The organism is Pseudomonas salomonii (genome assembly GCF_900107155.1).
Classification (GTDB): domain Bacteria; phylum Pseudomonadota; class Gammaproteobacteria; order Pseudomonadales; family Pseudomonadaceae; genus Aquipseudomonas; species Aquipseudomonas salomonii.
In genome coordinates this window covers 190,398-209,093 of record NZ_FNOX01000007.1, presented here as the reverse complement: position 1 = coordinate 209,093, position 18,696 = coordinate 190,398, and the positions used below count along the sequence as shown (strand labels likewise).

At 60.2% G+C, this 18,696-nt stretch carries 19 protein-coding genes; 4 read left to right on the top strand and 15 right to left on the bottom strand.

The features are described 5' to 3' along the window. Positions 1 to 3: 3 nt before the first annotated feature. The gene (locus tag BLV67_RS17475) at positions 4 to 906 is read right to left on the bottom strand and encodes an AraC family transcriptional regulator (protein ID WP_069787092.1); all 903 of its coding nucleotides are present in this window, start codon (positions 904 to 906) and stop codon (positions 4 to 6) included. A gap of 99 nt (positions 907 to 1,005) precedes the next feature. On the opposite strand from BLV67_RS17475, the gene BLV67_RS17470 reads away from it, so the two are divergent. After that, positions 1,006 to 1,359: a carboxymuconolactone decarboxylase family protein gene (locus BLV67_RS17470; RefSeq protein WP_069787093.1), complete on the top strand. Its 354-nt coding sequence runs from the start codon at positions 1,006 to 1,008 to the stop codon at positions 1,357 to 1,359. Here BLV67_RS17470 and BLV67_RS17465 read toward each other — a convergent pair. Beyond that, the gene (locus BLV67_RS17465; protein WP_069787094.1) at positions 1,337 to 2,302 is read right to left on the bottom strand and encodes a GlxA family transcriptional regulator; all 966 of its coding nucleotides are present in this window, start codon (positions 2,300 to 2,302) and stop codon (positions 1,337 to 1,339) included. The two genes, BLV67_RS17470 and BLV67_RS17465, sit on opposite strands and share 23 nt — an antisense overlap. 288 nt (positions 2,303 to 2,590) lie before the next feature. Between BLV67_RS17465 and BLV67_RS17460 the strand changes: the two genes are divergently transcribed. Continuing rightward, positions 2,591 to 3,232, top strand: coding sequence for an HD domain-containing protein (locus tag BLV67_RS17460; protein WP_056860727.1), 642 nt, complete (start codon positions 2,591 to 2,593; stop codon positions 3,230 to 3,232). 125 nt (positions 3,233 to 3,357) lie between these two features. Here BLV67_RS17460 and BLV67_RS17455 read toward each other — a convergent pair whose 3' ends face one another. From BLV67_RS17455 to BLV67_RS17420, 8 genes are all read right to left on the bottom strand, one after another. Next, positions 3,358 to 4,242 (bottom strand): ABC transporter permease subunit, encoded by an 885-nt coding sequence (locus BLV67_RS17455; RefSeq protein ID WP_065931819.1) that lies wholly within the window; start codon positions 4,240 to 4,242, stop codon positions 3,358 to 3,360. Further along, the gene (locus tag BLV67_RS17450; protein ID WP_065931820.1) at positions 4,239 to 5,159 is read right to left on the bottom strand and encodes an ABC transporter permease subunit; all 921 of its coding nucleotides are present in this window, start codon (positions 5,157 to 5,159) and stop codon (positions 4,239 to 4,241) included. The genes BLV67_RS17455 and BLV67_RS17450 overlap by 4 nt, the downstream gene beginning before the upstream one ends. Next, positions 5,156 to 6,298 carry an ABC transporter ATP-binding protein gene (locus BLV67_RS17445; RefSeq protein WP_003195240.1) on the bottom strand — a complete coding sequence of 381 codons (1,143 nt, stop codon included), beginning with the start codon at positions 6,296 to 6,298 and terminating at the stop codon, positions 5,156 to 5,158. Before BLV67_RS17445 ends, BLV67_RS17450 begins: the two co-directional genes overlap by 4 nt. A 65-nt stretch (positions 6,299 to 6,363) precedes the next feature. After that, positions 6,364 to 7,458, bottom strand: a complete 1,095-nt coding sequence (locus BLV67_RS17440) for a polyamine ABC transporter substrate-binding protein (RefSeq protein ID WP_065931821.1) — start codon at positions 7,456 to 7,458, stop codon at positions 6,364 to 6,366. A gap of 240 nt (positions 7,459 to 7,698) precedes the next feature. Continuing rightward, a complete protein-coding gene (locus BLV67_RS17435) occupies positions 7,699 to 8,793 on the bottom strand; it encodes a polyamine ABC transporter substrate-binding protein (protein ID WP_058421218.1) in 1,095 nt (364 codons plus the stop codon). 194 nt (positions 8,794 to 8,987) lie between these two features. Then, entirely contained in the window at positions 8,988 to 10,352 is a 1,365-nt protein-coding gene (locus BLV67_RS17430) for an aspartate aminotransferase family protein (protein ID WP_069787095.1), read from the bottom strand. Positions 10,353 to 10,411: 59 nt separating this feature from the next. Further along, entirely contained in the window at positions 10,412 to 11,770 is a 1,359-nt protein-coding gene (locus BLV67_RS17425; protein WP_017139534.1) for a glutamine synthetase family protein, read from the bottom strand. A 79-nt stretch (positions 11,771 to 11,849) separates the two neighbouring features. Further along, positions 11,850 to 12,089 carry a hypothetical protein gene (locus tag BLV67_RS17420; protein ID WP_074854488.1) on the bottom strand — a complete coding sequence of 80 codons (240 nt, stop codon included), beginning with the start codon at positions 12,087 to 12,089 and terminating at the stop codon, positions 11,850 to 11,852. 278 nt (positions 12,090 to 12,367) lie between these two features. Here BLV67_RS17420 and BLV67_RS17415 point away from each other — a divergent pair, with 278 nt between their 5' ends. Then, the gene (locus BLV67_RS17415; RefSeq protein WP_003213894.1) at positions 12,368 to 13,744 is read left to right on the top strand and encodes a glutamine synthetase family protein; all 1,377 of its coding nucleotides are present in this window, start codon (positions 12,368 to 12,370) and stop codon (positions 13,742 to 13,744) included. Positions 13,745 to 13,956: 212 nt separating this feature from the next. After that, positions 13,957 to 14,586, top strand: a complete 630-nt coding sequence (locus BLV67_RS17405) for a TetR/AcrR family transcriptional regulator (RefSeq protein ID WP_069787096.1) — start codon at positions 13,957 to 13,959, stop codon at positions 14,584 to 14,586. A gap of 122 nt (positions 14,587 to 14,708) precedes the next feature. Here BLV67_RS17405 and BLV67_RS17400 read toward each other — a convergent pair whose 3' ends face one another. From BLV67_RS17400 to BLV67_RS17380, 5 genes are read right to left on the bottom strand one after another with little or no spacing between them, the layout of a single operon-like run. Beyond that, positions 14,709 to 14,924, bottom strand: coding sequence for a TOBE domain-containing protein (locus BLV67_RS17400; protein ID WP_003213899.1), 216 nt, complete (start codon positions 14,922 to 14,924; stop codon positions 14,709 to 14,711). 19 nt (positions 14,925 to 14,943) lie between these two features. Next, positions 14,944 to 15,750, bottom strand: coding sequence for an aliphatic sulfonates ABC transporter ATP-binding protein (gene ssuB / locus BLV67_RS17395; RefSeq protein WP_056860734.1), 807 nt, complete (start codon positions 15,748 to 15,750; stop codon positions 14,944 to 14,946). Continuing rightward, on the bottom strand, positions 15,747 to 16,535 hold the full coding sequence (gene ssuC / locus BLV67_RS17390; protein WP_017139538.1) for an aliphatic sulfonate ABC transporter permease SsuC: 789 nt from the start codon (positions 16,533 to 16,535) through the stop codon (positions 15,747 to 15,749). The genes ssuB and ssuC overlap by 4 nt, the downstream gene beginning before the upstream one ends. 9 nt (positions 16,536 to 16,544) lie before the next feature. Next, the gene (ssuD, locus tag BLV67_RS17385) at positions 16,545 to 17,693 is read right to left on the bottom strand and encodes an FMNH2-dependent alkanesulfonate monooxygenase (protein ID WP_017139539.1); all 1,149 of its coding nucleotides are present in this window, start codon (positions 17,691 to 17,693) and stop codon (positions 16,545 to 16,547) included. Between the two features lie 25 nt (positions 17,694 to 17,718). Next, positions 17,719 to 18,687, bottom strand: a complete 969-nt coding sequence (locus tag BLV67_RS17380; RefSeq protein ID WP_065931826.1) for a sulfonate ABC transporter substrate-binding protein — start codon at positions 18,685 to 18,687, stop codon at positions 17,719 to 17,721. Between the last annotated feature and the right edge of the window lie 9 nt (positions 18,688 to 18,696).

Genomic DNA, 18,696 nt, shown 5'->3' with positions numbered 1-18,696 from the left:
CGACTAAAGAGCCCGCATTCGCCCTGGCGCCTCGCCGTAGGTTTCCTTGAATTTCTTGCTGAACGCCGCCTGAGACTGGTAACCCACCTGCGCGGCGATATCCAGCAGGCTCAGGCGCGACTGGCGCAGCAGGTTGAACGCCAGCTCCATGCGCAGCTGGGTCAGCAGCACCCACGGCGACACACCCGCGACTTTCACAAACGCCCGCATGAAGGTGGCCCGCGACATGGTGGCTGCCGCCGCCAGGCTGTCGATGGTCCACTCATGGCCGGGCTCGGCCAGCATCGCCTGCCAGGCTTTGCTCAGGCGTTTGTCGGCGAGTAAGGCGAAGGTGCCCGCCACCGGCGCCTGGCGAGTCAGCCAGGTGCGCAGGATCAGGGTGAACAAGGCCTGCGACAACGCGTCGATAAACGAGCGTGCGCCCAGTTGCTGGCCGTCCGCTTCGCTGCGCAACAAGGCAATCAGCGCTGCCAATTGCCCATCGCCCTGCCACTGACGGCTGGACACCACCAGGTAGTCCGGCAACGCACCGAACAACAATGACTGGCGGTTGTAGCGAAAGCTGCCGCAGAGCATGTCCACGTCCGGTTGCTCACCACCCAGGCGGTGGATCGGCAACAGGCCGCCCTCAATAACGGTCTGCGCCAACGGTTTGACCCGCACGCCCTGGCTGCGCACCAGGTGCGTCGCGCCACCGGGCATCAACAGAATGTCGCCCTCCTCCAGCGTCACCTGCTGGCCACCCGACAACTCGGCATGGCAGGTGCCCGCCAGCACAATGTGATACGGCGCCACACCCAGCGGCTCAGGCGCGTGGTCCATGGCCCACGCGCCCTGGAACTGGCAGCGCAGGTCCAGGCTGCCGCGCAGGTTGGCCAACGCAATCAGGGTGTCGATGGAGTTCATTTGCGAGCATCGATCAAAAAGGTGAGTGGATCGAACAAAAGCGCCAAACCTGAACCGCGCACACTGGCTTCACACCCAACCCGTTCAGGAGTTACCGCAATGTTCAATAACTGGTCCAACTTGCTTGCTAACGTAAATAAAACCTTTGGCGCGCTGGGCAAGAGCAACCCGAAGATGGTCAAAGCCTACATGGCGCTGGGCGAGGCTGCCGAGGAAAACAATGTACTCGACGCCAAGACCCGTGAGCTGATTTCCATCGCCGTGGCCATCACCACACGCTGCGACGGCTGTATCGCCGCGCATGCCGACGCGGCGATCAAGGCCGGCGCGACCCGCGAAGAAGTCGCCGCCACGCTCGCCACCGCCATCTCGCTGAATGCCGGTGCTGCGTACATCTATTCGCTGCGCGCGCTGGAAGCCTACGACACGCTCACACCGGTGCCGCAAAGTTAAGCCGGAACTGTTGCGGCGTCACGCCCAGCCGGCGGTTGAACACACTGCGCATGTGCTGGGCGTCACGAAAGCCGCATTGGTAGGCCACGGTTTTCAGCGGTGCGGGGCTGCTTTCGAGCATCACCCGCGCCGCGTCTACTCGCGCCCGCTCGACAAACTCGGCGGGGGTTATGCGCGCTTCACGGGCAAATACCCGGGAAAAATTACGCGCGCTCATATTGGCGGCCTTGGCCAGGTCGGCGATGCCCAAATCCCCGGTCAGGTTGGCCAGCACGTACAACTGCACCAACGCCACCGCCGAGGTGCTTTCGGCGTGGGGCGTGAGGAACGGGCTGAACTGCGACTGCCCGCCCGAGCGCTGAGTGAACACCACCAGGCGCTTGGCCACGCTCAGCGCAACTTCCGGGCCGTGGTCCTGAGCCAGCAGATACAGCGAAAGGTCGATACCGGCCGTGACGCCAGCCGAGGTGTAAAGGTTGCCGTCCTGCACGTAGAGGCGGTCGGCCTCGACCTGGGCCGAGGGGCACAGGCGCGCCAGGTCGGCGGCGTCGTTCCAGTGGGTGGTGACGGTTTTGCCATCCAGCAATCCGGCGCGCGCCAGCATAAAGGCGCCATTGCAGATCGAGCCGAAACGCTGTGCGCGGGCGGCGGCGCCGCGTAGCCAATCATCAAACTGGGCGCCGAAATCTTCGAAAGGCAGCTGTGGGCCGCCAGCGACCAGCAACAGATCATAGGCTTGCAAGGCGTCGCAGTAATGCTTGTGGGCCTGCAATGACAGGCCGTTGGAGGCTGGAACAGTGCCGTGGCTCAGGCCGATCACTTCAAGCTGATAATGGTCTTCGGGCGGCAGAAAACGGTTGGCCTCGCAGAACACATCCATGGGGCCGGTCACGTCCAGTGACTGGACGCCGGGGAAGATCAGGATGGCGACGGTTTTGCCCATGCTCACAAACACCTTTCTCTAACTGAATAAACACAAAACCCTTGTGGGAGCGGGCTTGCTCGCGAATGCGGTGGGTCAGTCGACACCGGTATTAACTGACATACCGCTTTCGCGAGCAAGCCCGCCCCCACATTTGATCTACTCAAGCCTCAAGAGAGTATTCAGACTGGCGCGATATGGCGCCACATTGGCCGACATCGCACCCTCGCCGCGATAGCCCCATCGCGGGCACGGGACCAGACTTCACTCATCGGCGCCACCCCCGGCGCTTTGTTGAGGAGAACGACCATGAGCAACGCCATCGCCGGCATCCAGATCCCGGACAGCGCCCTGGCCAAGGCCACCACCGAATACATCCGCGACGTCGAGTCCGACCTGCTGTACCACCACTCGCGCCGGGTGTTTCTGTTCGGTGCGTTGAGCGGTGAGCGCAAGCAACTGGCCTACAACCCGGAACTGCTGTACGTCGGCGCGATGTTCCATGACCTGGGCCTGGTCGAAGGCCATCGCAGTGACAACGAGCGTTTCGAAGTGGACGGCGCCAACGCAGCGGCCGCGTTCCTCAAGCCTTACGGGCTGAGCGATGACGATATCGAACAAGTCTGGTTGTCGATCGCCCTGCACACCACGCCGGGTGTACCGCAGCATTTGCGCCCGACCGTGGCGTTGGTGACTGCAGGCGTTGAGATGGACGTGCTGGGCATGGACTACGCGGCGTTTTCCAGCGTGCAGCGCGAAGCCGTGGTGCATGCGCATCCACGCGGTGAAGGTTTCAAGGAATGCATCATCTGCGCGTTTGCCGACGGCTTGCGTCATCGCCCGCAGACCACGTTTGGCAACGTGAAGACCGATGTGCTGGTGGATCAGGAGCCGGGGTTCAAGCCGATGAACTTTGTCGAGGTGATTCGCAAGTCACCGTGGGCTGCCTGACTAGATCGTTCCAACGCTCTGCGTGGGAATGCAGCCATGGACGCTCCGCGTCCGCTCTTGGGAGTGTGACGCAGAGCGTCACAGGAGGCGTTCCCACGCGGAGCGTGGGAACGATCTTTATCAGGTTAGACCGGCGCAGGCGCCCGGCGCTTGTCCGGTTGCTGCCAACCGTCCGCCGCCGCTTCTTCGATGGCTTGTTGAATCGCCTTCTTGCGCATCTCTTCGGCCCGACGGCTGAAGAACCACACCAGGAAGGTCACCAGCGAAACCGCCAGCAGAATCAAACTGGCCACGGCGTTGATCTCGGGTTTAACCCCCAGACGCACCGCCGAGAACACTTCCATCGGCAACGTCGTCGAACCTGGGCCCGAGACGAAGCTGGCCAGTACCAGGTCGTCCAGCGACAGCGCGAACGACATCATGCCGCCCGCCGCCAGCGACGGCGCGATCATCGGGATGGTGATCAGGAAGAACACCTTCCATGGCCGTGCGCCCAAGTCCATCGCCGCTTCTTCGATCGACAGGTCCAGCTCACGCAAGCGCGCCGACACCACCACCGCCACATACGCCGCGCAGAACGTGGTGTGAGCGATCCAGATGGTGACGATGCCACGTTCCTGGGGCCAGCCGATCATCTGCGCCATCGCCACGAACAGCAGCAACAGCGACAGACCGGTGATCACTTCGGGCATCACCAATGGCGCAGTCACCAGGCCACCGAACAGCGTGCGGCCCTTGAACTGGCTGATACGTGTCAGCACGAAGGCCGCCAGCGTACCCAATGCCACCGCGGCCACCGCCGTGTAGCAGGCGATTTCCAGGGAGCGCGCCACCGAGCCCATCAACTGGGTGTTGTCCAACAGGCCCACGTACCACTTGATCGACCAACCGCCCCACACTGTCACCAGCTTGGATTCGTTGAACGAGTAGATCACCAGGATCAACATCGGCAGGTAGATGAACAACAAGCCTGCGACCAGCATGAAGCTGGAGAAACGAAAGCGCTTCATATCTTGCCCTCCAGCTCTTTGGCTTGGCTGCGGTTGAACAGGATGATCGGCACGATCAGGATCGCCAGCATCACCACCGCCAGGGCAGACGCCACCGGCCAGTCACGGTTGTTGAAGAATTCCTGCCACAGCACTTTACCGATCATCAGGGTTTCCGGGCCGCCGAGCAGTTCAGGAATCACGAACTCGCCCACCACCGGGATAAACACCAGCATGCAACCGGCGATGATGCCGTTCTTGGATAGCGGCACGGTGATTTTCCAGAAGCTGTTGAAGGTGCTCGAACCCAGATCGGATGCGGCTTCCAGCAGGCTCTGGTCGTGTTTGACCAGGTTGGCGTACAGCGGCAGGATCATGAACGGCAGGTACGAATAGACCACGCCGATATACACCGCAATGTTGGTGTTGAGGATCTGCAGCGGCTCGTTGATCAGCCCGATGGACATCAGGAAGCCGTTGAGCAAGCCGTTGTTGCTGAGGATGCCCATCCACGCATACACGCGGATCAGGATCGCGGTCCAGGTCGGCATCATGATCAGCAGCACCAGCACGGTCTGCATCTCTTTGCGCGCGGTGGCGATGGCGTAGGCCATCGGGTAGCCGATCAGCAGGCACAGCAGCGTGCTGAAAAACGCCATCTTCAGCGAGCCCAGGTAGGCGGCGATGTACAACTCGTCGCCCGCCAGCAAGCTGTAGTTGGCCAGGTTCAGCACCACTTGCAGCTTTTGCTCAACGTAGGTGTAGATCTCGGTGTAAGGCGGGATCGCCACGTCGGCTTCGGCAAAGCTGATTTTCAATACGATGAAAAACGGCAGTGCGAAAAACAGAAACAGCCAGAGGAATGGAATCCCGATGACCACCTGCTTGCCATTGGGGATTATGCGATCCAAGCGCCGCTTGAACTTCTTCATATTCATGAGCGAAGTACCACGCCGCTGTCGTCTTCCCACCACACATACACCTGGTCACCCCAGGTTGGGCGCTGGCCACGGCGTTCGGCGTTGGCCACGAAAGACTGCACCAGCTTGCCGCTCGGCAGTTCCACGTAGAACACCGAATGGCCGCCGAGGTAAGCGATATCGTGCACCTTGCCGCTGGACCAGTTGTGTTCACAGGTCGGCATTTCGGTAGTGACCAGCAGTTTTTCCGGGCGGATCGCGTAGGTCACCGACTTGTCTTCCACCGAGGTGGCGATGCCGTAGCCCACGTAGATGTCGCGGTCCAGGTCCGGGCACTTGAGCACCGCGTGGCCTTCGGCATCGTCCACCACCTGGGTGTCGAAGATGTTGACGTTGCCGATGAACTCGCACACCAGGCGGCTGGTGGGGGTTTCGTAGATGTCGATCGGGCTGCCGATCTGCGCGATCCAGCCCAGGTGCATGATCGCGATGCGCTCGGCCATGGTCATGGCCTCTTCCTGGTCGTGGGTCACCATCACGCAGGTCACGCCCACGCGCTCGATGATTTCCACCAGTTCCAGCTGCATCTGCGAACGCAGTTTTTTGTCCAATGCACCCATCGGCTCATCGAGCAGCAGCAGTTTCGGGCGCTTGGCCAGGGAACGTGCCAACGCCACACGCTGGCGCTGGCCACCGGACAGCTGGTGCGGCTTGCGCTTGGCGTACTGGCTCATCTGCACCAGCTTGAGCATCTCGGCCACGCGGGCGTCGACTTCAGCCTTGGGGATCTTGTCCTGTTGCAGGCCGAAGGCAATGTTCTGCGCCACGGTCATGTGTGGGAACAAGGCGTAGGACTGGAACATCATGTTGATCGGCCGCTCGTAGGGCGGCATGTCGGTGATGTCCACACCGTCGAGGTAGATGCGACCTTCCGTTGGGCGCTCGAAGCCTGCGAGCATGCGCAGCAGGGTGGATTTGCCCGAACCCGATCCGCCGAGCAAGGCGAAGATCTCGCCTTTTTTGATTTCCAGGGACACATCGTCCACGGCAATCGTCTCGTCGAACTTCTTCGTGACCCGGTCGATTTTGACCAACACCTTTTTCGGTGTCTGGTCGCCCTCGAGGGCTTTCTTATAGGCGCCGGAGGCAACTGCCATTTACGAAACTCCCAACAAAATTTGAGGTTCGCCCAAGACGGGCGAAACCTTGGATAGTTTGAGCTTTACTTGCCCGTCTTGACCTTGGTCCAGCTACGGGTCATTAAACGCTGCACTTTCGGGGGTAGCTCGAAGTTGACGAACGTCCGGTCGAGAACCGCCTGCGGTGGGTAAACCGCTGCGTCAGTGCGTATCGATTGCTCCATCAGTTTGTCCGCCCCTGGGTTAGGGTTGGCATAACCGACTTGATCACTGACCTGAGCGATCACCTCAGGTTGCAGTAAATAGTTGATGAAGGCATGGGCCTCTTTGACGTTGGTGGCATCCGCCGGGATCGCCAGCACGTCAAACCACAAATTGCCGCCTTCTTTGGGAATCGTGTAGGCGATATTCACGCCTTTGCCAGCTTCAGCCGCACGGGCCTTGGCCTGAAACACATCCCCGGAGAAACCGGCCGCCACGCAAATGTTGCCGTTGGCCAGGTCCGAGATGTATTTGGAAGAATGGAAATAGGTCACGTAGGGCCGCACTTTGAGCAGCTTCTCTTCGGCCTTCTTGTAGTCTTCGGGGTTGGTGCTGTTGGGGTTCAGGCCCATGTAGTTGAGCACCGCCGGCAGCATCTCATCGGCCGAATCCATGAACGAAACGCCACAGGTGGCGAGCTTCTTCATGTTCTCCGGTTCGAACAGCACGGCCCAGGAATCGATATGGTCGACGCCCAGCACTTCTTTGACTTTGTCGACGTTGTAACCGATGCCGTTGGTGCCCCACAGGTACGGTACGGCGTACTGGTTACCCGGATCGTTCTTTTCCAGGCGCTTGAGCAGCACCGGGTCCAGGTTGGAATAGTGAGTCAGCAATGACTTGTCGAGCTTCTGGAACGCACCGGCCTTGATCTGCTTGCCGAGAAAGTGATTGGACGGCACCACCACGTCGTAACCGGTACGACCGGCGAGCAACTTGCCTTCCAGGGTTTCGTTGGAATCAAACACGTCATACACGGGCTTGATGCCAGTCGCCTTTTCAAAGTTGGCCAGGGTGTCCGGGCCAATGTAGTCCGACCAGTTATAAATATGCACTGTCGGTGCGGCCTGCACGCTCACAGCCAGCGTGATACCTGCACCCACCAGCATGGCTTTGCGAAATAAAGAAATTGGCAAGTGGAGGTCCTCTTAAATAGTTGGGCCTTAAAGTTGTTGCCCGGCAACAAAACCGGCGCGCAACTTACCCTCGATAAACCGATCCGGCAAAACTTTCTGTCATTTAATTTGTGTGAACGGGCTATGTGGGAGCGGGCTTGCTCGCGAAAGCGGGGTATCAGTTGATACATCCGCTGGCTGACACACCGTCTTCGCGAGCAAGCCCGCTCCCACACAAGCCACTCCCACAGCTTTTAAGGCTTACTTACCAGACTTGATCTTGGTCCAGCTGCGTGTCATTTCACGCTGGGTTGCAGCCGGCAAGTCAGCAATGGCGTAGAGCTTGGCCTGCACATCGGCTGGCGGGTAGATGCCCGGGTCGCTGGTGATGTCTTTGTCGACCAGTGCGGTAGCCTTCTCGTTACCATTCGGGAAACGCACGCTGTTGGTGATCGAGGCCATGACTTCCGGCTTGAGCAGGTAGTTCATGAACTTGTAGGCGGCGTCGACGTTTTCGGCATCTTTAGGGATGGCGACCATGTCGAAGAAGCTACCGGCGCCTTCTTTCGGAATGTCGTAGGCCACTTTGACCTTGCCACCGGCTTCAGCCGCGCGGGACTTGGCCTGCTGGATGTCACCCGAGTAACCCACGGCTACGCAGATGTTGCCGTTGGCCAGGTCCGAGATGTACTTGGACGAGTGGAAGTAGCCGATCGATGGGCGCAGCTTGAGGAACAGGTCTTCAGCTTGCTTGAGGTCAGCTTTCTTCTGGGTGTCGGTCGGCAGGCCCAGGTAGTGCAGTGCCACCGGCAGCATTTCGGTTGGCGAATCAAGGAAGCTCACACCGCAGCTTTTGAGCTTGGCGATGTTCTCAGGCTTGAGCAGCACGTCCCACGAGTCGATCTTGTCGATACCCAGTGCAGCCTTGACCTTCTCCGGGTTGTAGCCGATGCCGATCGAGCCCCACATGTACGGGAAAGCGTGCTTGTTGTCCGGGTCGCTGATCGACACGGCTTTAAGCAGGGATTTGTTCAGGTTGTCGTAGTTGGTCAGCTTGGACTTGTCCAGCTCCTGATAGACACCGGCCTTGATCTGCTTGGCGAGGAAGTTGTTCGACGGCACGACGATGTCGTAACCGGACTTGCCTGCCAGCAACTTGGCTTCGAGGGTCTCGTTGCTGTCAAAAACGTCGTACACCACCTTGATGCCGGACTCTTTTTCAAAGTTGGCGATGGTGTCCGGTGCAATGTAGTCGGACCAGTTGTATACGTGCAGGACTTTATCGTCTGCCTGGGCCGCGCCCGCCATTGCGCCCAACAGGGACAAGGCGAGGAGGGTCTTGCCAGCGTTCTTCAAACCTAATGCCTTCATTTGGTGATGCTCCAATTTTTCTTTTTTGGGCCACGTTCTTACAGTGTTAAGCGGCCCGTTAAAGGGCAACAAAACAGGGCGACAGTCTGGCAAGTTCCGAGGCCGGCTTTCAACCAAAGCCTCATTTATAGCTGCTCAGAATGCAGCGCCCGAAAGCCGCTGCGTTCTGAGCCTAGCACTTAGCCCTGCAATGCCGCCAAAGTCAGGTCCAGGCAATGGCGAGCCTTGGTCACCAGCTCGTCGATTTGCGCATTGCTGATCACCAGCGGCGGCGAAATGATCATGGTGTCGCCTACGGCGCGCATGATCAGGCCATTCTCGAAGCAGAACGTGCGGCAGATCATGCCCACACCACGGCCTTCGTAACGTTTGCGCGTGGCCTTGTCCTGCACCAGCTCAATCGCCCCGAGCATGCCCACACCGCGCACTTCACCCACCAGCGGGTGATCAGCCAGTTCCCTCAGGCGTTTCTGCAAATACGGTGCCGCTTCTTCGTGCACACGCTTAATGATTTTTTCATCACGCATGATGCGGATGTTTTCCAAAGCCACGGCGGCGGCCACCGGGTGACCGGAATAGGTGAAGCCGTGGTTGAAATCGCCGCCTTCATTGAGCACGGCAACCACGTCGTCGTGCACGATCAAGCCGCCCATGGGGATGTAACCCGAGGTCAGGCCTTTGGCGATGGTCATCATGTGCGGCTTGAGGTCGTAGAAATCGCTGCCGAACCATTCGCCGGTACGGCCGAAACCGCAGATCACTTCGTCGGCGACGAACAGGATGTCGTACTTGGCGAGGATTTCCTTGATGCGCGGCCAGTAGCTCTCAGGCGGCACGATCACGCCACCGGCACCCTGGATCGGCTCGGCAATAAAGGCCCCGACGTTGTCCACGCCCAGCTCCAGAATCTTTTCTTCCAGCTGGTTGGCAGCCCAGACCCCGAACTCTTCCGGGCTCATGTCGCCGCCTTCGCCATACCAGTAAGGCTGGGCGATGTGGGTGATGCCAGGGATCGGCAAGTCGCCCTGTTCGTGCATATAAGTCATGCCGCCCAGGCTGGCGCCGGCCACGGTGGAGCCGTGGTAGCCGTTCTTGCGGCTGATGATGGTTTTCTTGTTCGGCTGGCCCTTGATCGCCCAGTAGTGGCGGACCATGCGCAGCATGGTGTCGTTGCCTTCGGAGCCGGAACCGGTGAAGAACACGTGGTTCATGCCGGCAGGCGCGACATCGGCAATGACTTTGGCCAACTCCAGCACCGGCGGGTGCGCGGTCTGGAAGAACAGGTTGTAGTAAGGCAGTTCTTTCATCTGTTTGGCGGCGGCGTCAGCCAGCTCGTCGCGACCGTAACCGATCGCCACGCACCACAGGCCGGCCATGCCGTCGAGGATCTTGTTGCCTTCGCTGTCCCACAGGTAAACGCCGTGGGCTTTGGTGATGATCCGTGGGCCTTTCTCTTTCAATTGCTTGAAGTCGCTGAACGGCGCCAAGTGGTGATCATTGCTCAAGGCTTGCCATTCACGGGTTTGCGGGTTGTTGCTGGACATACCGGTCTCCTAGACTTTTTCGGTGAAGGGCACGCGGGTTGCCCCACGCGCCCGGCGCATCAGACGGCGAAGAGCAGGAATTCCCGCTCCCACGAACTGATCACGCGCTTGAAGTTTTCATGCTCGGCCCGCTTGACCGCGACGTAGCCTGTGATGAATTTCTGCCCCAGGTACTTCTCGATGGTTTTGCTGTTTTCCATACGTTCCAGGGCGTCTTCGATGGTCAACGGCAGGCGCAGGTTGCGGCGCTCGTAACCACGGCCCACCACCGGTGCACTGGGGTTATGGCCTTCGACCATGCCGATGTAGCCACACAGCAAGCTGGCGGCAATCGCCAGGTACGGGTTGGCATCAGCGCCCGGCAGGCGGTTTTCGACGCGGCGGTTCTGCGGGCCGGCATCCGGTACGCGCAGGCCGACGGTGCGGTTTTCTTCGCCCCACTCCACGTTCACCGGCGCCGAGGTGTCGGGCAGGAAGCGACGGAACGAGTTCACGTTGGGGGCAAACAACGGCAGCAATTCAGGGATGAATTTCTGCAGGCCGCCAATGTGGTTGAGAAACAGCTGGCTCATGGTCCCGTCTTCATTAGAGAAAACGTTCTTGCCGGTGGCGATGTCGATGATGCTCTGGTGCAAGTGCATCGCGCTGCCCGGCTCGCCGGTCATCGGCTTGGCCATAAAGGTGGCGGCCACGTTGTGCTTGAGCGCGGCCTCACGCATGGTGCGCTTGAACACCAGGATCTGGTCGGCCAGGGACAGGGCATCGCCGTGACGGAAGTTGATTTCCATCTGCGCCGTGCCGTCCTCGTGGATCAGGGTATCGAGGTCCAGCTCCTGCAGTTCGCACCAGTCGTAGACGTCTTCGAACAACGGGTCGAATTCGTTGGCGGCTTCTATAGAGAAGGACTGGCGACCGGTTTCCGGGCGACCGGAACGGCCAATCGGCGGTTGCAGCGGGAAGTCCGGGTCTTCGCAGCGCTTGGTCAGGTAGAACTCCATCTCCGGCGCCACGATCGGCTGCCAGCCCCTGTCGGAATAGAGCTTGAGTACCTTCTTGAGCACGTTGCGCGGCGACAGCTCGATAGGGTTGCCTTGCTTGTCGTAGGTATCGTGGATCACCTGGGCGGTGGGCTCGATGGCCCAAGGCACCAGGAATACCGCGTTCTGGTCGGGACGGCAGATCATGTCGATGTCGGCCGGGTCGAGCAATTCGTAATAGATGTCGTCTTCGACATAGTCGCCGGTCACGGTCTGCAACAGAACGCTCTCGGGCAGGCGCATGCCTTTTTCGGCGATGAACTTGTTGGTCGGCGAGATCTTGCCCCGGGTGATGCCCGTGAGGTCGCCAATCATGCATTCGACTTCTGTGATCTTGTGGTCTTTCAACCAATCGGTGAGCTGGTCGAGGTTGTTACTCATAAATGCCTCTGGGCTGTGTTTCCTGACATCCATTAAAGGTCAGGCGTTGGTTGACGCAGCATCCGCGTCGTTGGTTCATTCAGGGTAGGAGCTTACCTGCCATTTGCTGCAGCGTTGCATTCCTCACGCCAAAGTTGTGCGCAATCTTGATCGGCAGCGCAGGCAGCGGCCGGTCAGTGGCAGATGGGGAGGCAAAAAAGAGGTCGGACGGGCCGTCAAGAATATTGGCCGGTGCGTGGGCATTTACGCTGTAGGAATAGACTGCGGACAAAGCCTGGCGGAGGCAGGCAGAGACGCCGAACGGCGGCAGGTGAAACATGAAGCACCCCGGTATTATTGCTGTTATGGGTTTGAATCGAGCTTAGCCTTGTTCATTTTTTTACACAACACCCCCGTAAAAAATACAACACGGCCCGCTTTAGCCTGCTAGTCCCAAGCCCTTCAAACCCACAAAACCGCCCCGAAAAGCCCCAAAAAAGGCCTCAGGGCGCTTTTTTAGGGCAAAAAAGGCCTCGCTTGACTTCGGCATGCCGTTCGGGTTGACTGAAACCAGAAAAGATCAATGATTGATATTTTTAACAACAAAGGTGTTGCATCATGTCGGTACCCCCGCGTGCCGTTCAGCTTAACGAAGCGAACGCGTTCCTTAAGGATCATCCTGAGGTTCTGTACGTAGACCTTCTAATTGCGGATATGAATGGTGTGGTGCGCGGTAAGCGCATCGAACGCACCAGCCTCCACAAGGTTTACGAGAAGGGCATTAACCTGCCTGCCTCTTTATTTGCCCTGGATATCAATGGCTCGACGGTGGAAAGCACCGGCCTGGGTCTGGACATCGGTGATGCTGACCGAATCTGTTATCCAATCCCCGACACCCTGTGCAATGAACCCTGGCAAAAGCGCCCCACCGCGCAACTGCTGATGACCATGCACGAACTTGAAGGTGAACCTTTCTTCGCCGATCCTCGCGAAGTGCTCCGCCAAGTTGTAAGCAAATTTGACGACCTTGGCCTGACCATCTGCGCCGCCTTCGAGCTTGAGTTCTACCTGATCGACCAGGAGAACGTGAACGGCCGCCCACAACCGCCCCGCTCGCCGATCTCCGGCAAACGCCCGCACTCGACACAGGTCTACCTGATCGACGACCTCGACGAATACGTCGACTGCCTCCAGGACATTCTGGAAGGTGCCAAAGAGCAAGGTATCCCGGCTGACGCCATCGTCAAGGAAAGTGCCCCGGCGCAGTTCGAAGTGAACCTGCACCACGTCGCCGACCCGATCAAGGCTTGCGACTACGCGGTACTGCTCAAGCGCCTGATCAAGAACATCGCCTACGACCATGAGATGGACACCACCTTCATGGCCAAACCTTATCCAGGCCAGGCAGGCAACGGTTTACACGTACACATCTCCATTTTGGACAAGGACGGCAAGAACATTTTTGCCAGCGAGGATCCCGAGCAGAACGCCGCACTGCGTCACGCGATCGGCGGTGTGCTCGAGACCCTGCCCGCCCAAATGGCGTTCCTGTGCCCCAACGTCAACTCCTACCGTCGTTTCGGCGCACAGTTCTACGTGCCGAACTCGCCGTGCTGGGGCCTGGATAACCGCACTGTGGCGATTCGCGTACCCACCGGCTCGTCCGATGCCGTGCGTATCGAACACCGCGTGGCCGGTGCCGACGCCAACCCTTACCTGCTGATGGCTTCGGTCCTGGCGGGTGTGCACCACGGTCTGACCAACAAGATCGAGCCTGGTGCTCCGGTGGAAGGCAACAGCTACGAGCAGAACGAACAGAGCCTGCCGAACAACCTGCGCGATGCATTGCGTGAGTTGGACGACAGCGAGGTGATGGCCAAGTACATCGATCCCAAGTACATCGATATCTTCGTCGCCTGTAAGGAAAGTGAGCTGGAAGAGTTTGAACACTCCATCTCCGACCTTGAGTACAACTGGTATCTGCATACTGTGTAAGCAGTTGCAGTTTTAAAAGAATGCCGCAGGCTTTATGGCCTGCGGCATTTTTTTGCGCTGCAATCTCGTTCCCACGCTCTGCGTGGTAATGCAGCCAGGGACGCTCTGCGCCCCAAGAGCGGATGCGGAGCGTCCAGCGAGGCATTCCCACGCAGAGCGTGGGAACGATCATAAGGTCGCGTACAATGCGCTCTGCCTTGTAGGAGACTTCCATGCCCACCCGCCCCGCCGCCCCTCGCAAACCCCGCGCCCGCAGCCAGGCACGGATCGATGCGATCCTCGACGCCGCTCGCACCTTGTTGGCGAGCGAGGGCGTGGCGAGCTTGTCGATCTACAGCGTGGCCGAACGGGCGCAGATCCCGCCGTCGTCGGTGTATCACTTTTTCGCCAGCGTGCCGGCGCTGCTGGAGGCGTTGACCGCCGATGTGCACGCCGCTTTCCGCGCCGCGATCCAGGCGCCTATCGAGCATGATTCACTCAAGGTGTGGCGCGACCTGTCCTCTATCGTCGAGCAACGCATGCTCAGCATCTACAGCAACGACGCGGCTGCACGTCAATTGATCCTGGCGCAGCACGGGCTTGCCGAAGTGACCCAGGCGGACCGTCAGCATGACTTGGAGTTGGGGGATTTGATGCTTGAAGTGTTCAACCGCCACTTCGAAGTGCCGACCTTGCCCGCCGACGTGGACGTGTTCGCGCTGGCGCTGGAGTTGAGCGACCGCGTGTACGCGCGTTCGGTGCATCAGCATGGGCAGATTACGCCGCGCATGGCCGAGGAAGGGATGCGGGTGTTTGATGCGTATGTGGGGCTTTATTTACCGGCGTATTTGCCTAAGCGCTGATCGTTCCCACGCTCTGCGTGGGAATGCCGCCTGGGACGCTCCGCGTCCCGCCTGCATTGCGGTGACGCAGAGCGTCACGGGATGCATTACCACGCGGAGCGTGGGAACGATCAGTGGAGTGATCACAACTTGGCGATCGACACCTCGGTGGACTTCACAAAGGCAATCACTTCGCTGCCGATCACCAGTTCCAGCTCTTTGACCGAGCGGGTAGTGATCACCGAAGTCACGATGCCGGACGCGGTCTGCACGTCGATTTCCGACAGCACGTCGCCTTCGACGATTTCCTTGATGGTGCCTTTGAACTGGTTACGTACGTTGATGGCTTTGATAGTCATGATGGTTTTCCTCTATGAGTTATTGAGCCCAACGCAATTGCGTAGGCAGCGGTGAAACAGGTTCAGGTTCCGGCGGCGAGCCTGGCAGCGACAGCACCCGGTTAAGCACTTCGGCTTCCAGCGCGGCCAGGCGATGTGAGCCCCTGGCGCGTGGGCGCGGCAGATCGACGATCAGGTCGAGGCCGATTTCGCCGTCTTCGATCAGGATCACGCGGTCAGCAATCGCCACGGCCTCGCTGACGTCGTGGGTGACCAACAACACGGTAAAGCCGTGCTTCTGCCAGAGGTTTTCAATCAGTTGCTGCATCTCGATGCGGGTCAGGGCGTCCAGCGCGCCCAAAGGTTCGTCGAGCAATAGCAGGCGCGGCTGGTGAATCAACGCACGCGCCAGGGCCACACGCTGCTTCTGGCCGCCGGACAAGGCCGCCGGCCATTCATTGGCACGCTCGGCCAAACCCACCGCTTCCAGCGCTTCCAACGCCTTGGGGCGCCAGTTGCCCTTGAGGCCAAGGCCCACGTTGTCGATGATCTTTTTCCACGGCAGCAGACGCGCTTCCTGGAACATCAGCCGCGTGTCTTCAATTGCCTCGTTCAGCGGCGCGGAACCGGCCAGCAACTCGCCGCCACTGGCTTTGTCCAGGCCTGCGAGCAGGCGCAGCAAGGTACTTTTGCCGCAGCCGCTGCGGCCGACCACGGCCACGAACTGGCCAGCCGGAATGTGCAGGTCAATCTCTTTGAGTACTTCCCGCGCACCAAAGGCCTTGCGCAATTTGCGCACCGCCAGCGGGATGCCCTTGAGCAGGCGCGGAGGTTGTTGAGCGGTCATGCCGCACCTCCTTTATTCACTTGGTAAGCCGGATGCCAACGCAGCCACACACGTTCCAGGCCACGCGCCGCGAGGTCGGCGAGCTTGCCGAGGATCGCGTACAGCACAATCGCCAGTACCACCACGTCGGTTTGCAGGAATTCGCGGGCGTTCATGGCCAGGTAACCGATGCCGGAACTGGCCGAGATGGTTTCCGCCACGATCAGCGTCAACCACATAAAGCCCAGGGCGAAGCGCACGCCCACCAGAATCGAAGGCAAGGCGCCCGGCAGGATCACTTGCCAGAACAGGCTGAAACCGGACAGGCCGTAGCTGCGCGACATTTCCACCAGCGCCGGGTCGACGTTGCGGATGCCGTGGTAGGTGTTCAGGTAGATCGGGAACAGCGTGCCGAGGGCGACCAGGAAAATCTTCGCCGTCTCATCAATGCCGAACCACAAAATCACCAGCGGAATCAGCGCCAGGTGCGGCACGTTGCGGATCATCTGCACCGAGCTGTCCAGCAGGCGCTCGCCCCACTTCGACAGGCCGGTGATAAAGCCCAGGGCCAAACCGATGCTGCCACCGATCACAAAGCCCAGGCCCGCACGCCAGCCGCTGATGGCCAGGTGCGTCCAGATTTCGCCGCTGCGTACCAGGTTGACCCCAGCTTCGATCACCGCACTGGGCGCCGGCAAAATGCGCGTCGACAACCAGCCCGCGGACACCGACAGCTGCCACACCGCCAACAACAAAATCGGCAGCACCCAAGGCGCGACGCGGTGGCTTAACTTTTCAAAATCCATAATGGCGCCTCAGCTCTGCGACGCAGCTTTGGGAAGAATGTCGTTGGCGACCATTTCGCCGAACGGGCTGACGTAACCGGCGCTTTTCGGCAGCTCGGGACGCTCGATATCCAGGTGCGGGAACAACAGTTCGGCAACCCGATACGACTCTTCCAGGTGTGGGTAACCGGAGAAGATAAAAGTGTCGATGCCCAGCGCCGCGTATTCCTTGACCCGCGCCGCAACGGTTGGGCCGTCCCCCACCAGTGCGGTGCCGGCACCGCCGCGCACCAGGCCGACGCCGGCCCACAGGTTGGGGCTGACTTCGAGGTTGTCGCGGTTGCCACCGTGCAAAGCGGCCATACGCTGCTGGCCAACCGAGTCGAAACGCGCCAGGGATGCCTGGGCGCGGGCGATGGTTTCGTCATCCAGATGGGAAATCAGTTTGTCGGCGGCTTTCCAGGCTTCATCGTTGGTTTCGCGCACGATGACATGCAGGCGAATACCGAAGCGCACAGTGCGTCCAAGTTTGGCCGCCTTGGCGCGCACCTGTTCGATTTTTTCCGCGACGGCGGCCGGTGGTTCGCCCCAGGTCAGCACCATTTCCACCTGTTCGGCTGCCAGGTCCTGGGCGGCTTCAGAGGAGCCACCGAAGTAAAGCGGCGGACGTGGCTGCTGGATCGGCGGGTAGAGCAATTTGGCGCCTTTGACGCTGATGTGTTCGCCGTCGTAATCCACGGTTTCGCCTTCCAGCACGCGGCGCCAGATGCGGGTGAATTCCACCGAGGCCTGGTAGCGCTCTTCGTGGCTGAGGAACAAGCCATCGCCGGCCAGCTCTTCCGGATCACCGCCGGTGACCAGGTTGAACAAAGCGCGCCCGCCGGACAAACGGTCCAGGGTCGCGGCCTGACGCGCCGCCACCGTCGGGGAGATGATGCCGGGGCGCAGCGCGACAAGGAATTTCAAACGCTGGGTTACCGGGATCAGCGAGGCGGCCACCAGCCACGAGTCTTCACAGGAGCGGCCGGTAGGAATCAGCACCCCGCCGAAACCCAGGCGGTCAGCCGCCTGAGCCACTTGCTGCAGATAACCGTGATCGACGGCGCGGGCGCCTTCGGCGGTGCCAAGGTAATGGCCGTCGCCGTGGGTAGGCAGGAACCAGAAAATATTGAGGCTCATGGAGTTGTCTCCTGAAGAAGTCGGATTACGGCGCTGTGGCGACGGCGGCGGATGGCGTCCAGATCACGTCCTTGATGCTCAAGGGTTTGGGGATCAATTTGAGCTGGTAGAAGGTGTCGGCGATTTTCTGCTGGGCGGCGACCACTTCCGGGGTCAGGAACAGCGCGCCGTAGCCTTGGCGCTTGACCGAGGTCAGGGTGATGTCCGCCGGCAAGCCGAGCAGTGGCGCGACTTGTTCGGTCACCTCCGTAGGGTTGGCCTTGGACCACTCGCCCACGGCGCGCACTTCTTCCACCAGCGCCTTGATCACGTCCGGGTGCTGCGTGGCGTAAGGCCTGGTGGCCAGGTAGAACTGGTGGTTGTCGGCAATGCCGGTGCCGTCACGCAGGGTACGGGCTTGCAGTTGTTTCTCGGCGGCCGCCTGGTACGGGTCCCAGATCACCCAGGCGTCCACGCTGCCGCGCTCGAACGCGGCGCGGGCATCGGCGGGCGGCAGGAAGATGGTCTGTACGTCGGTGTATTTGAGGCCGGCATCTTCCAGGGCACGCACCAACAAATAGTGCACGTTGGAGCCTTTGTTGAGCACGATCTTCTTGCCCTTGAGCTCGGCCACCGATTTGATCGTCGAATCCTTGGGCACCAGGATCGCTTCACTGGTCGGCGCCGGCGGCTCGTAGGCGACGTAGAGCAAATCTGCGCCCGCCGCCTGGGCGAACACCGGCGGCGTTTCGCCGGTGACGCCAAAGTCGATGGCGCCGACGTTCAGGCCTTCGAGCAACTGCGGGCCACCGGGGAATTCGGTCCATTGCACTTGCACGCCCTGGGCGGCCAGGCGCTTTTCCAGCGAGCCCTTGGCTTTGAGCAGCACCAGCGTGCCGTACTTCTGATAACCGATCCGCAAAGTCTCGGCGGCCTGGGCTTGAACAATGGCGCCGAAGGACACAGCCGCAGCAAACAGTGCGACCAGACCACGACGCAAGATGACAGTGCGCATGGCGCTCTC